General features: G+C 62.9%; 12 protein-coding genes. All 12 read right to left on the bottom strand.

Features of this window, described 5'->3' with window-relative positions; genetic code table 11:
- Window positions 1-57 precede the first annotated feature (57 nt).
- The 12 genes from AC1U7K_RS12180 to AC1U7K_RS12125 all read right to left on the bottom strand — a co-directional run bounded on the left by AC1U7K_RS12180 (window position 58) and on the right by AC1U7K_RS12125 (window position 13,187).
- Window positions 58-330: a hypothetical protein gene (locus tag AC1U7K_RS12180; protein ID WP_480251618.1), complete on the bottom strand. Its 273-nt coding sequence runs from the start codon at window positions 328-330 to the stop codon at window positions 58-60.
- 261 nt (window positions 331-591) lie between these two features.
- A complete protein-coding gene (locus AC1U7K_RS12175; protein ID WP_480251616.1) occupies window positions 592-1,959 on the bottom strand; it encodes an HlyD family secretion protein in 1,368 nt (455 codons plus the stop codon).
- 3 nt (window positions 1,960-1,962) lie between these two features.
- Window positions 1,963-3,474: an efflux transporter outer membrane subunit gene (locus AC1U7K_RS12170; protein WP_480251615.1), complete on the bottom strand. Its 1,512-nt coding sequence runs from the start codon at window positions 3,472-3,474 to the stop codon at window positions 1,963-1,965.
- Complete coding sequence (locus AC1U7K_RS12165; RefSeq protein WP_480251613.1) at window positions 3,471-5,042, bottom strand: DHA2 family efflux MFS transporter permease subunit; 1,572 nt, start codon at window positions 5,040-5,042, stop codon at window positions 3,471-3,473. Before AC1U7K_RS12165 ends, AC1U7K_RS12170 begins: the two co-directional genes overlap by 4 nt.
- Window positions 5,043-5,077: 35 nt before the next feature.
- Window positions 5,078-5,941 carry a formate/nitrite transporter family protein gene (locus AC1U7K_RS12160; RefSeq protein WP_480251611.1) on the bottom strand — a complete coding sequence of 288 codons (864 nt, stop codon included), beginning with the start codon at window positions 5,939-5,941 and terminating at the stop codon, window positions 5,078-5,080.
- Window positions 5,942-6,363: 422 nt separating this feature from the next.
- Entirely contained in the window at window positions 6,364-7,404 is a 1,041-nt protein-coding gene (locus AC1U7K_RS12155; protein WP_480251610.1) for a S1C family serine protease, read from the bottom strand.
- 378 nt (window positions 7,405-7,782) lie between these two features.
- Entirely contained in the window at window positions 7,783-9,420 is a 1,638-nt protein-coding gene (locus tag AC1U7K_RS12150) for a Na+/H+ antiporter (RefSeq protein WP_480251609.1), read from the bottom strand.
- A 16-nt stretch (window positions 9,421-9,436) separates the two neighbouring features.
- Window positions 9,437-10,117, bottom strand: a complete 681-nt coding sequence (locus AC1U7K_RS12145; RefSeq protein ID WP_480251607.1) for an SDR family oxidoreductase — start codon at window positions 10,115-10,117, stop codon at window positions 9,437-9,439.
- Between the two features lie 165 nt (window positions 10,118-10,282).
- Entirely contained in the window at window positions 10,283-11,227 is a 945-nt protein-coding gene (locus AC1U7K_RS12140; protein ID WP_480251606.1) for a DUF5996 family protein, read from the bottom strand.
- Window positions 11,228-11,271: 44 nt separating this feature from the next.
- Entirely contained in the window at window positions 11,272-11,535 is a 264-nt protein-coding gene (locus tag AC1U7K_RS12135; protein WP_480251604.1) for a ubiquitin carboxyl-terminal hydrolase 14, read from the bottom strand.
- A 12-nt stretch (window positions 11,536-11,547) separates the two neighbouring features.
- Window positions 11,548-11,742: a hypothetical protein gene (locus AC1U7K_RS12130; RefSeq protein WP_480251603.1), complete on the bottom strand. Its 195-nt coding sequence runs from the start codon at window positions 11,740-11,742 to the stop codon at window positions 11,548-11,550.
- On the bottom strand, window positions 11,739-13,187 hold the full coding sequence (locus AC1U7K_RS12125) for an FAD-dependent oxidoreductase (protein ID WP_480251602.1): 1,449 nt from the start codon (window positions 13,185-13,187) through the stop codon (window positions 11,739-11,741). The genes AC1U7K_RS12130 and AC1U7K_RS12125 overlap by 4 nt, the downstream gene beginning before the upstream one ends.
- Window positions 13,188-13,344 lie beyond the last annotated feature (157 nt).

The following is a 13,344-nucleotide window of genomic DNA, read 5'->3' as shown; positions in this document are numbered from 1 at the left end:
ATCCTGGCCAGCGTGGCTCGATTTTGTCAGCGCACTTCAGAGACAGGACACTAGTCGTTACTCACCGACCACGAGGTGGCAATACCGACCAATGCCAAAGAAGGAGCGATTGAGATCGTACGTGTTCCGCACTCTCGTTACACCAGCATCTCGCATCGCGTCACGTCGGGACGGTTCGAAGCCGAGCCCCCACACGTTGTAGGCACAGTCCTGCCCGGTCTTCGTCGCCTGAACGGTCGGATTCTCGACGTCCTGCCCGACGCGGTAATTGAGACAGCCGCTCCCCAGCAGTGCCGCGAGAATGACGGTCGCCACGACGAACGGTTTCATTATGGCCTCAGGTTGCGATCGGGAAGGGGCGGGAGGGCATGAGGAAGAGGATCGTCAACTCCCGACCGGAGACGAGAGGGGCCGCGGCCCCCTTCCGGGCCCATCAGCCCCGACCCGGGGCCAATCGACGGTGTCAGTGGGACATACGCTTCCCCTTGATCAGGGCTTCGAGGTGGCAGCAAGGACGGCGGCGGAATCGGCGCGAGCCGAGAGGAGCCGAACCCCGACGAGGAACTCCGGAGATCGACGGTACCCATTCGATCAGAATCCAGCCTCTGGCTCCAGCCGTTTGGTGGCAGGGCGAGCAATATCCCCGACAGCGCGAGGAGTGACACCAGCGACGTCATGGTGATTCCCTTTCGTCTCGAAAGAACGTGTCACCGTTGGCAGAGTGGTGGTGGCGATAGTGGACCGGGTGGGATCGGAACTCAAGGCCACCAGATTCGTCTGCATCACCGTCTGCGCTAACGTTTCCGCGCTTCGCATTTCTTCATCGTAGACGTCGGTCTGGTATTCCGCGGTCTCGGCTTTGGCCAGCGACGTCCAGACCGAATTTGTCGGCTGATCGACCCGAATCTTGGTGACGGTAGAGAGGCCCGGCCGCACCGGGTACTGCCGGATCTCCTCGGGATTCAACGCAATGCGGACCGGCACGCGTTCCGTGATATGGATGAAGTTTCCCGTCGCGTTGTCCGGCGGCAAGAGCGCAAACACGCTGCCGGTCCCCGGTACCAATCCTTCCACGATGCCGCGATAGGTGTGCTGCCGGCCGTGCAGGTCGACGCGGATGAATGCCTCTTGCCCGGGGCGCACATCCCGCAATTCGTTTTCACGCAGATTGGCCTCCACCCACAGGTGATCGAGCGGCACGATCGTCATGAGGCCCGATCCCGGCCGCACCCGATCGCCAACTTGCGCCTTCCGCTTGGCGACATACCCGGACACCGGGGCCCGAATCTGCTGGCGGGTGTACTCGAGATAGGCCTGCACGAATTCATGCTTGGCCAACTCCACGGCCGGGTGTTCCATGACGGTGGTGCCACCGATTTGAACCTCGAGCGCGTCGTATTCGGCCTGCGCTTCGCGGAGGTCCGCCGTCAATGCCCGGAGCTGATCTTCGGCGTTTTGCAAAATCTGGCGCGACACCGCGCCGCTCGGCACGGCACGACGATACCGCTCGACGTCATGCTGGACCACCTCGAGCCGTGCCTGGCGTGCCGCGAGCTTCTCTCCCACCTGGCGTTTCTGGACATAGAGCGCGTTGATCCGCCGCACCGTTTCGCCCAATCGCCCACGCGCCCGGCCGAGGGCCGCCTCGGCTTCATGCTCGTCGAGCCGGATCACGACCTCGCCCTTGTTCACGAACTGCGTTTCTTCCGCCAGCACGTGGGTAATAATGCCGGTGGCTTGTGCGTCGACGGGTACCAAATTGCCCGTCACGTACGCGTTGTCCGTTTCCACCCAGGGCCGGAGCGACGTCCACCAATAGCCGGTGGAGAGGAACCCCGCGATGAGGATCGCGATGCCGACCAGCAGCAGACGCCGCGTGCGGCGTTGCCGGAGCGGAGCCAGCGGATCACTGTCTTGAGGAATCGTATCTGAGGTTAAAGTTGTTGATGCCGTCGTCATGGTCTAGCTCGACTGATGGGTGGGCCGCTTCTCGATATCGGCGTTGTGATAGCCGCCGCCCAGGGCTTCGATGAGATCCACGGCCGCGACCAGTTGATCGCTCTCCAAGGCTTTTAACGCGTACTCCTGCTCGAGCACCGGCTGGCGATGCCGCAGCACTTCCCGGTCGTCGTCGAGCCCGCTCACCAGGCGCACCTTCGCCAACTTCAAGTCATGCCCCAAAGCCGCGAGGAGGCGCTTATGCGAGTCCAGCATCTCTCGCGTTGCTTGCCAGGCGCTCAAGCTGTCGGCGACTTCACGGAGCGCATCGAGCAGGGTCTGGTTGTAGAGTTCCACCGCCGCGTCGTATTCCGCACGGTGTGCGGCGAGTTCACCGCGCAACCGCCCTCCTTCAAACCAGGGCAGGCGGATGCCTGGCGCGATCCCGTAGGCGAAGCTTTGCCCGTTAAACAGCAGGTTGGCGAGCTTGTCCGCCCCTTTGGTCAGCGTCAACGCGTTGAGACCGACAAAGGCGGTCAAATCGATGGTCGGATAGAATTGCGTCTTCGCCACTTTCACCAGGCGGGCCGCGGAATCCGCGCGATACAAGGCGGCCGCGAGATCCGGCCGATGGACCAACAGTCCCATCGAGAGATGCTCGGGCACGAGGGCTTGATCCGGGATGATAACCGCCGGCTTGGCAAACAAGTGCCCCGCGTCATCCGGGCCTTTGCCGGCCAGGCGGGCGAGGAGATGCCGCTGCACATCCAGTTGATCGCGGACGCCGGCGTACCGTTTGACGGCCGCTTCGTATTCGGCGACCGCTTGTTTGACGGCGAGGTCGTTGTCGAGGCCCAATTTATAGCGCGTCTCCGCCAACTGCCTCAGGTTCCGTCGGATCTCGACGATCGCTTTGACGAGGTCGAGCTGCTGGCGAAGGGCCTGGCCCCGGAAATAGGCTCGCGCCACGCCGGTGGTCAGTCGCAGCCGCACCTCGGCGCGCTCCGCTTCTTCCGCCGCCGCCTGTCCCAGCGCGGCCTCCAGCATCGCGCGGTTCTTCCCCCAGAAATCAAACTCGTACCGGAAGCTGAGGGGATTCACGATGCCGAGGAGGATCCGGGCACCGGCCACTTCGCGATTCAAGGCCGCAAAGACCCCATGCTGCGAGATCCGCTCATACGTTAAGGACGCATCGGCCTCGAGGAAGGGGAGCAGTCGCGCGCCTTCCACGCGGACCAGCCCTTGGGCCTCGCGCAGACGGGCGGACGCGACCTTGAGCCCGGGATTATCCCGCAAGGCCGTTTCCATCAATTGATTCAATTCTGGATTGCCGAACCGCTCCCACCAGCGATCGTCCGGCCACTGGTGAAGTTGGCTCGTGACTTCAGCCATCGTCTCTTGCAGCTCCGGCGGCTCGAGATACTCGGCCGGCGGATCACCCTTCGGGATCCACGCGCAACTGGTCACGGTGACCATCAGCATCCCGAGGACGACACGGGATAAGGCAGACAGCACGGCTTCGCGAGACACCATCATGCCGGCTCCATCACGGTCTCCGGATGCCGAGCGGGCGCCGGTTCCGCTACCGGCTGCACGGGGACGCGTGTCGATTTCGCAAACCACACAAGCACCGCGAGTCCAAGAAACAGATAGGCCGCGAGCAGGAACGCATCGTTCAAGGCCAAAATGCCCGCCTCTTGCTTCAACACAAGCTGGAGCTTGCGTTGGATCATTGCTGGATCCAGCCCGGCCGCCTCAAGCTTGGCCCAGATCTCCTGCAGCGCGTCATAGGAGACGGACACGCGTCCGCCAAAGTGGTCCGCAAGGTGCAACTGATGAAAGGGTAGACGGCGGAACAGCACCACCCCTTGCCACGTGATGCCAAGGGCGCCGGCCGCGATGCGGAAAACATTGGCCACCTCCGCCGCGCGCAGCATGTGCGGGCCGGACAAGCCATGCAGGGTCAAGGCCGTCAAGGGCGCAAAGAACATCCCGAGGAACAGGCCTTCCAAGGCCATCGGCCAGAAGATTTGATCGTACGAGTGGGGATCATCAAAGAGCCCGATCCAATAGAACGTGCCGGCAAAGCCCACAGCGGTCAGACTGGCCAACCATCGGGCATCGACGCGTTTCGTGACTTCATGCATGATCGCGATCATCGGGGCGCCAAACAGAATCATGGGCACGAAGACGAGTCCGGCCAGCGTAGCGGAGTAGCCCATGAGGGTTTGCAGTTGGACCACGAACAGCGCCAGCAATCCTTGCACGGGCAAGAAGCCCAGCACGAGACAGAGTAAGCCGATCGTGAAATTCCGATTGCGGAAGAGTCGGACATCAATGACCGGGTCTTCCTCCGCCAGCTCCCAGATGATCCAGCACGGAAGCGCAATCAGGACGACCACGAGCACGGCTTGCAAGAATCGGGAATCGAACCAATCAAAGTCGTTGCCCTGATTCAGGATCGTTTGCATGCCACCCAGGATGAGCGCAAAGAGGAGGAATCCCACGGCATCAAACCGCAGCCGTCGGGGCTCGCTGTGCTCGGCCAGCAAGGCCCACGTCAGGCCGGCAATCATGAGCGAGACCGGGATGTTGAGATAGAACAGGGCGCGCCAGCCCCATTCATCGGCCAGCCAGCCGCCATAGGCGAGGCCGAGCGTAAAGGGCATCAGCGTGAACAGGCCCCATATGGAGAGGCCGGCCGACTTGAGCCGATCCGGATACTCTTCCAACAGCAGCGCCTGACCCAGCGGAAGCGTGACACCGCCGGCGATCCCAAGCAGAATGCGCGCCGGCAAGAAGGCGCCGATCGTCTCTCCGAACGCGCACAGCGCCGAAGCCAGTGCATATAGGACAAAGGCGGTGACAAAGACGCGGACGCGGCCGAACTGTCCCGATAGCCAACGTGCGAGGGGAAAGGACAAGGCAAGCGCGATCATGAAATCGGTTTGTGCCCACGTGCCGAAGCTGGGCAGGACCGCGCCCAGGTTGCTGGCAGCGTGGGGGAGGAGCGCCACATACGATGCCGCGTTGAACAGGACCACCATGTGGGCCACGCCCAACACGAGGTTGAGCAGCACAAACTGCCATCCGGTGAGCCTCATGAGCGGTATACTGTTGCCCTGTACCATACGAGTCGTTACCTGACCGAGGAGAAGGATCTCGGCTCGGCCACTGCCTCGCGTTCCGCGATGAGGGGATGCGGCCGATGGGTAAAGTAAATCGCAAGGCCCGTGAGCACCATGCCGCCGACGAGGTTCCCGAGGGTCACGGGAATTTGGTTCCATACCCACCATTGGCTGACCGTCACCTGCGCGCCGAGGAGGATCCCAACCGGAATCGCAAACATATTGACGACCGCGTGCTCGAAGCCTTGTGAGAAGAAGAGGACCGTCGGCCCCCAAATCGCGATCATCTTGCCCGCGAAGGATTTCGTAAAGAAGGCGAAGACGACGGCCAGACTGACCATCCAGTTACAGAGGATGGCTTTGGTAAACACGGCAAGCATTCCCGCGCCTCCATGCGCCGCGTAATAAGTCGTTTTGGCTTCGGCAAGGGCGATCAGTTTCTTGCCCACGGCGTTGATCTCTGCATCTCCTCCGGTGGTGAGCGCGATCGCAAAGAGAACGGCGTATAGCGTACTGCCGATGAGATTTCCCAAGAACACCAGACTCCAATTCGAGACGACACGGCGTACGCATGCCCGGCTCTCTCCGTGGGCCGTCGCACAAGGGAGCAAGGCAAAACTTCCGGTGATAATTTCCGTCTTGAGCAGGATCGCGAGGCAGAGCCCAAAGGGAAACAGCAGCGCGCCGACAATCCAATACCCGGTCTCCACGGCGACGCTCACCGCCATGCTGGTCGCGATCCCCAGGTACGCCCCGGCGAGCGCGCCCCGTACAATCAAGTGCTGGCTTGGCACTTCGAGCTTGGCGTTCGCCGCTCCGAGCATGTCCTCCACCACCTCACCGGGCTGTAGATAATCTTTCCCTTGCGACTCCATGTCCGTCAGCCTCCTCTCAATTCGACCTACCACTTGTGTAACAGCAATCTTTGGGCCGCGGTCTACGCGCGAGAGCGAGCACGCTAACTCTGCGAAAACAGAACGAGTCCGATTGCGCCGGCACACGGCCCGCACGGTTTTAAAAGTCGAAGGCGCGGTTTCGCACGCGCAGCACATCGATGTCAGGACTGCTTGGTAGCGTCGTGGAGAGCACGGTCCTGCAATTGCTTGATGAAGGCGCCGCTTCCGCCGTGAGACGAAAAGCAATTGAGTGCGACGAAGTGAAGGGCAGTATTTGGTGATTTGGAAATGCTGGAAATGCTTCGGCGAATATGGTCGTATTCAGGCCGCTGACTCCGACTGTCCACCGCTTTAAAAAGACGTTCCGCTCGGGCGGCCGACCCGGCCATCGGAGCGGAACATCAGTGGGCCAATGGATTCTCGGGCGGCAGGCGCGAGCCGCGCGGAACGATCGTGACCGTGATCAACTCGAGCTGCCGAACAATCCTGACCTGAGCCGGCACGCCAATTCGCTCATCAGTCAGGAGCCGATGGAGCGCATCGATGCCTTCGAGTGCCTTTCCGTCGAACTCCACCATCACATCGCCCGGTCGCAACCCGGCCTGTTCTGCCGCACTCCCCGGTTCCACCGACATGACTTGAACGCCGGCTTCCGTTTGCAGCTGGTAGTACCGGAGCACACGTCGAGGCAACTGCACCGTCTGGCCCGCGACGCCAATGTAGCTGCGGCGAACAACCCCGTCCCGAATGAGGCGAGCCGCGACGAACTTCGCGGTATTGATACCAATGGCAAAGCACAGGCCCTGCGCCGCCGCGATCATCGCCGTGTTCACGCCGATCACTTCCCCGCGGGCATTCACCAGCGGGCCTCCCGAGTTGCCGGGGTTCAACGCGGCGTCTGTCTGAATGATGTCGTCGATCAACCGGCCGGATGCCGAGCGCAGTGAGCGGCCCAACGCGCTGACGACACCGGCCGTCACCGTGGCCTGAAACCCGTACGGATTGCCGATCGCAATCACGAGTTGACCGACGCGAATCGCCTGGGAATCGCCCAATGCGACCGAGACAAGCGGCCAAGCGTCGATGCGAATCACGGCGAGATCGCTGTCCGGGTCCTCTCCGATCACATGCCCTGAGACGCGCCGCCCGTCGGCAAGCCCGACGACGATGGCGGCTGCTCGATGGATGACATGGCTATTCGTCAGGACGAATCCATCCTGCGTAAAGGTGAAGCCGGAGCCGTGACCGGCTGGAACGAGCCCGGTGCGGCCCTTCCGCTGCACGTCGATGCTCACCACCGAGGGACCGACGGTTTCGGCCGCCCCCGCTACGGCCCTGGAATACGCGTCGAGGAGGTCGCCGTCGTCCTGCCGTTCCATCGTGGCATTCGGCACCTGCCTCGTAGTTTCGCTGTCTGAGAGGAAATCGAGTACGGCGTCCATGCCGCGTCTCCTTGTTCGAAAACCATCCAGATAGATCGCAACGAGCGAAAGTCAATCCACCTCGCAGTCCCAACACCGTGTCGTGGGCACAACGCCGTTGCGCGGGATGAGCGCCGGTCCTCATCGAACGAGCACGCGGCGTCCGTACGTCATTGCGTCTGTATGCACAGGTGGGTTTGTCGCAAGCTGGCGTTCGGCTCCGTGAAGGATGCGTGATTTGCCGCCGGGTGCGGCCGGCATGAGGGTTGGGCATGACGGTTGGGGATGGAGAACGACTGAGGCAAGCCATGCACCAGAGCGATGTTGCTCGTCTCTTGGTCCGGCCGTATGCGGTGGAGGCCTCATATGGGCATGATGCCGGCCACCAGCCCGCACGCTTTACGCCTTGAGCTTGACCTGCCTGGCGCCACGCGTCTCGATCGAGCGCAGATCGCCCGTGCCGATTCGCAACGCTTCGAGGTCCAGTTCGTGCTCAATCTGATGAAGGACGGCATCACTGATGATTTCATCGTCCCGGAGCGCGATGACGGCGCGACGCTCTGCCGCCAGCGTCTCGTGCCGCATCCGTCGATACGCCTCGGCCGATTCCGCCGAACAGTCGGGATCCTCCGCCGACGGATGGGAGAAGCGACGGGCGCGCTGACGATAATGCAGGCGCAACCGGTCGAGATGTTCTGGCACCGCCGCGCCGTCCGCTTCCAGCTCATCAAGTCGAGCGAGCGCCGCCCTCGCGGCCTGCTCGCGGGCGTGCGCGGTTTCCTGCTCATGTGTCCCGTCATCCCGGATCTTGAAAAACTTGATGAGCGGACCCACCGACAAACCTTGGAGCACCAGCGTCGATAGGATAACCGCAAACGTCATCAGCACGATCTCGTTGCGGAAGGGGAACAGCGCGCCGGCGGCGGTGGTCAGCGGGATCGCGAGTGCGGCAGCCAGAGAGACGATCCCCCGCATGCCGGTCCAGCCGATCAGCAGAATATTCGGCCATGGCGGCATGGGGTCACGCGCCCGCAGCCTCGGGCTGAGGGCGCGCGGGATGATCGCGGCCAGCGGCACCCACATGAGGCGTACGACGATCGCGGTCGCGCTCATGATCGCGCCTTGCCAGATCACAGATCCCAGTCCCTGAGAGGCGATCACCTCGCGGAACCCGCCGAGCTGCAGGCCGATCAGAATGAAGAGGATGCCGTTGAGCAAGAAGACCAGGAAGTCCCAGACGGCCCGCGCTTGGATTCTCGTCGCCGGGGCGACGGTGCTGAAGTGTCGGCGAAGATAGAGTCCACCCGCGACGCACGCCAGCACGCCGGACGCGTGGACGACTTCCGCAAGCGTCCAGGCGACGTAGGGGCCCAGAATCGTCACCCCGATGTCGGTGAATGGTTCGTTGGTGAGACATAACGACCAGCGCACGGCCCTCCCCACCGCAATCCCGATGAGAACGCCGACCGTTCCAGCCAGCAGAAAGCTCGCCAAGACATCACTGAAGACGAACGTGCCACTGACCACAGCCGCCACGGCCGCACGGTAGAGCACGAGCGCCGTCGCATCGTTCACGAGACTTTCCCCTTCCAAGATGGTGACGACCCGATGCGGTAACCCGAGGCGGCGTCCCATGGCCGTGGCGGCGACCGCGTCGGGCGGCGAGACGATCGCGCCCAGCACGATCGCGCCGGCCCAGCTCAATCCCGGCAGCAGCGCGTGAGCCACGAGGGCGATCGCCGCGGTGGTGGCCAGCACGAGCCCGACCGCCAGCAGCGTGATCGGCCGCAAGTTCTTCCGGAAATCCCGCCATGAGGTGAAGTAAGCGGCGCCCCAGAGAATCGGCGGGAGAAAGACGAGGAACACGAGATCCGGATGCAGTGGAATCATCGGCAGACCGGGAACGGCTCCCAAGGCGAGTCCGCCGAGCACCAGCAGGATGGGATACGCGATCAGGATTCGGCGGGCCAGCGTGGTCAACGCGAGGACTACGACCAGCAGCAAAATGACGACTTCGAGGCTCTGGAGATTGCTCATCGGCCCGATAGCTCGCTCACGGTGTCCCGATCGGAATGAGTGCGCCGTTGATCGAAGCCGCCTCGTCGGAGGCGAGGAATACGAGCAGACGGGCGATGGCCTCGGGCTTCACCCATCGGTTCGCGTCCGCCGTCGGCATCGCCTGGCGGTTGGCCGGCGTGTCGATCGTGGTCGGCAGTACGCCATTGACGGTGACTCTCGTGCCCGCTACCTCGAGCGCTAGGGCCCTGACGAGTCCGATGAGCCCGGATTTTGCCACAAGATACGCCGCCGCGCCGGGAAAGGGATCGAGCGCGGCCCGGGCGCCGATATGGATGATCCGGCCGGCTCCCCGCCGAGTCAGATGCGGCACGATCGCCTTCGAGACGAAGAAGGCCGACGTGAGGTTCAGCGAGAGCATGCGCTGCCAGACGGCCTCGTCGGTCTCGACCGCGTGACCTGGCGCAAAGGCACCGACAAGATTGATCAGGCCATCGACGTTCCCGGTCTTGGCCATCACCTCAGCGATCAGCCGTTGGACGGCCCGCTCATCCGTCACATCGCCCGCGAATGCCTGGTGGCCCGGCAAGACATGCGCCGGAGTATGACGATCGACCGATGCGGTCACCGCGCCCGCTCGAGCGAAAGCCGGAACGACCGCCTGGCCCAAGCCCCCGGCCGCGCCCGTGATAATGAACACCTTTCCGTCAAGTGACACCGCGGTCCTCCCAATCTTCAGTGGGCAGGGAAGCCGGAACAGCTCATGTGGCCGCACCCGTTCCTGCTGCCGGACTTCTTCGAGGTCCTTCGTCGTCGCTGACCATCACTTGAAACACCGTCTGAAGGGCCGCGTGCATGGGGCGGGATGCCGAATCACGATCATTTACCGATACCAGTTATGTCTGGTCTGCCACGTGTGCGCGGCCGGGCGCTCCAATGCCGCCCGATCCCACTTTCCGAGAATAGCCGCGGCCTCATAGGTGCTTTGCACGAACGCCAGCAGGGCATCCTCGGGGGATGGAGCCGTCCGGACCACGTCGTACGGTAAGAGAAATTCTTTCAGTACCGGATGGTAGAAGGCGTCGGGTGGTTCGATCGGATATTCTGAGAAGCCGGCCGGCTCGGGATAGGCGTACGCGTAGAAGACCGGTTGGTCAACAGGGCCGCCACCCGGCCAGAAGCCGCAGCTGCTCACCTCGTGCGAGTATGCCTCACGGGCGACAAACCGCGCCACATTCGGCGCGCCTGGATGGGGAGGCGCGCGACGACCGGAGAATCGGGTTACGGCCAGGTCGAACGCCCCCCAGAAGAAATGGACCGGGCTCACCTTGCCGATGAACCGCGCGCGAAATTCCGTCAACACGCGGCTGGTCGCCAGCAGAATCCGCCAGGCGCGCTGCGCATATTGAGAATCGTAGGCGGCATGCTTCTCATCCTCCTCAAAGGGAGTGCGGTCTTCGACTTCAACCGGCGTGGTCCAGATCGTCACGGGCGTCCTCAATGCGTGCAGCGCCTCCATAGTTTCCGCATAGAAGTCCGCCACCGACCGTGGGTGAAGTCGGACGGTCTTGCCGCGGCCGTCACTTGCCCGAAGCACAAGGGTATGGTCGAGGAAATCGAACTCGATCTCGAAGGAGCGATCACAGTACGGCATGGCGGATGTCGTCAGTCCATGCAGTGTCACATACAGGGTCGCATTCCACCAATGATTGATCAGCGGTGTCTGGGCCAGCCGGATCTTCCCGACGATCTGTGTCCACATGTGAAGGGTCGCATAGGTGTCCCTCCACTCGTCCAAGGGCAGTGCCGGCCAGGTGTCGTTAGCCATGACTCGGTCCTCCGTCACCGGCGCGCAGGTTGAGCAGGCGTGCGTCAGGCGTCCATGAACAGCTTGTCCGGATAGCACCACCGCCAGTGCTCGCCCCGTTCGAATGATTGGATGATCGGATGCTTCGTCTGGTGATAGTGCTTGGTCGCATGTCGGTTTTTGGAGGAGTCGCAACAGCCCACATGCCCACACGTCAGACACAGGCGCAGATGGACCCAGTTATCGCCGGTCTTCAGGCACTCCTCACAGCCTTGCGCGCTCGGGGTGACTTGGCGGATCTGGGTTAGATGTCCGCATGTTGTTGCCATGGTCGTGTCCTTTCATCGCGATGCCAGATATTCATGGACGAACATCACCGCCATCGCGCCTTCGCCGACCGCCGACGCGACCCGCTTGGTCGAGCCGACCCGGACATCACCGGCCGCGAAGACACCCGGACGGCTGGTCTCCAAGAAGAACGGCTTCCGCTTGGCCGTCCAGTACGGTGAATCCGAGACCAGTCGGCCGGTCTTCACGAAGCCCTTCGCGTCCGTTTCAATCTCCTGTGGCAACCAGTCGGTGCAAGGCATCGCGCCGATGAAGGTGAAGAGCGCCGAGGTGGGGACGAGTCGGGCGTCGCCCGTTCGCCGGTTCGTGATTTCGCAACCTTCCAATCGTCCGTCTCCGAGCAGGGCAGAAATTTCAGATTCGTCAGTACCTCGATGTTCGCCGCTTGTTCGATGCGGTCCACGAGATAGCTCGACATACTCGTTCGAAGATTCTCGCCGCGGATCACGACGTAGACTTTTGACGTTTGGTCGGAGAGGAACATGGCGGCTTGGCCCGCCGAGTTCCCGCCGCCCACCACAATCACCTCAGAGCCGCGACACATCTGTGCCTCGGTCACCGTCGCCGCATAGTAGACGCCGGATCCCTCCAGCCGTTCGCGTCCGGGGATGTCCAGTCGGCGATAGTCCGCGCCGGTTGCGATCAAGACACACCGGCTCACGACATGGCCGTCGTCGTCGAACCAAACGTGGCAACGGTCGTCGACAAAGGCCAGGCGGGTCACCCGTGACGGCGAGGAGAACTGAGTGCCGAATTTCTGTGCCTGCAGGATCGCGCGGTTTGTCAACTCGCCGCCGGAAATGCCCGTCGGGAAGCCGAGGTAATTTTCGATCTTCGATGACGTCCCGGCCTGTCCGCCCGGCGCGCACGCATCGATCACGACCGTCGTAAGTCCCTCGGAGGAACCGTACACGGCGGCAGCCAGCCCCGCCGGGCCCCCGCCGATGATCACGAGGTCATAGGTCTGTTGCGGTAACGGCCGCCGCACACCGATCAGCTCGGCCAGCGCCCGCATGGAGGGATTGCGCAACAACGGCTCGGAGCCGAAGACAATGACCGGGGTATCGGCCTCGCAGAGGCCGAATCCTCTCAACAGCTCGCCGACGGACGGCTCCCGATCCATATCGATCCAGGTGAACGGGACCTGATTGCGGGCGAGAAAGTCCCGAATGCGGAATGTGTCGCGGGAGCCGCTGGATCCGATGACGCGCAGCCCTCGGAAGTCGGAGGCGACGAGCAGTTCCCGGCGGGCGATAAAGGCGCGGAGAAGGATGTCGCCGAGCGCCGGCCGCTCAGCCATGATGCGCCGGATATCGTGGGGCGTGATCTCGAGGACGTCGGTTGCGCCGCGGGCGACAGCACTGACGAGCGCGGGCCGCCCGGTCACGAGGCTCACGTCACCGCCGAACGCATGGCGTTCGTGCAGCGCAACGCGCTTGGGCGATCCGCTCGAATCCTCCAGAATCTCCACCGCGCCGCGCTCGACAACGAAGAAGTTGTACTGCCGGTCACCGGCCTTGAAGAGATACTCGCCGTCTCGTAGGGACCGGCGCGTCGCGAACGTGGCCAACGTGGCGACCTGCGCATCATCCAATTCGGGAAACGCGATAGCGGTCAAGTCGGTCGCGGCCATCTTGCCAACACGTCTGATCGTGCCATGTGGCGTGGTCGGCAACGCCAGGATTTGGCACACACTGAAGCTTTCCAAGAGCTGGGCGTTATTATGGCACCAGCGAGCTAGTGTCCTGTCTCTGAAGTGCGCTGACAAAATCGAGCCACGCTGGCCAGGA

This window comes from Nitrospira sp. Vd2 (genome assembly GCF_979581665.1).
Note: the sequence above shows the minus strand (reverse complement) of the source record. Positions and strands in the feature narration are given on the sequence as shown.

Coding starts and splice junctions, on each gene's coding strand:
- AC1U7K_RS12180 (WP_480251618.1), bottom strand. CDS start 330: ATGAAACCGTTCGTCGTGGCGACCGTCATTCTCGCGGCACTGCTGGGG.
- AC1U7K_RS12175 (WP_480251616.1), bottom strand. CDS start 1,959: ATGACGACGGCATCAACAACTTTAACCTCAGATACGATTCCTCAAGAC.
- AC1U7K_RS12170 (WP_480251615.1), bottom strand. CDS start 3,474: ATGATGGTGTCTCGCGAAGCCGTGCTGTCTGCCTTATCCCGTGTCGTC.
- AC1U7K_RS12165 (WP_480251613.1), bottom strand. CDS start 5,042: ATGAGGCTCACCGGATGGCAGTTTGTGCTGCTCAACCTCGTGTTGGGC.
- AC1U7K_RS12160 (WP_480251611.1), bottom strand. CDS start 5,941: ATGGAGTCGCAAGGGAAAGATTATCTACAGCCCGGTGAGGTGGTGGAG.
- AC1U7K_RS12155 (WP_480251610.1), bottom strand. CDS start 7,404: ATGGACGCCGTACTCGATTTCCTCTCAGACAGCGAAACTACGAGGCAG.
- AC1U7K_RS12150 (WP_480251609.1), bottom strand. CDS start 9,420: ATGAGCAATCTCCAGAGCCTCGAAGTCGTCATTTTGCTGCTGGTCGTA.
- AC1U7K_RS12140 (WP_480251606.1), bottom strand. CDS start 11,227: ATGGCTAACGACACCTGGCCGGCACTGCCCTTGGACGAGTGGAGGGAC.
- AC1U7K_RS12135 (WP_480251604.1), bottom strand. CDS start 11,535: ATGGCAACAACATGCGGACATCTAACCCAGATCCGCCAAGTCACCCCG.
- AC1U7K_RS12125 (WP_480251602.1), bottom strand. CDS start 13,187: ATGGCCGCGACCGACTTGACCGCTATCGCGTTTCCCGAATTGGATGAT.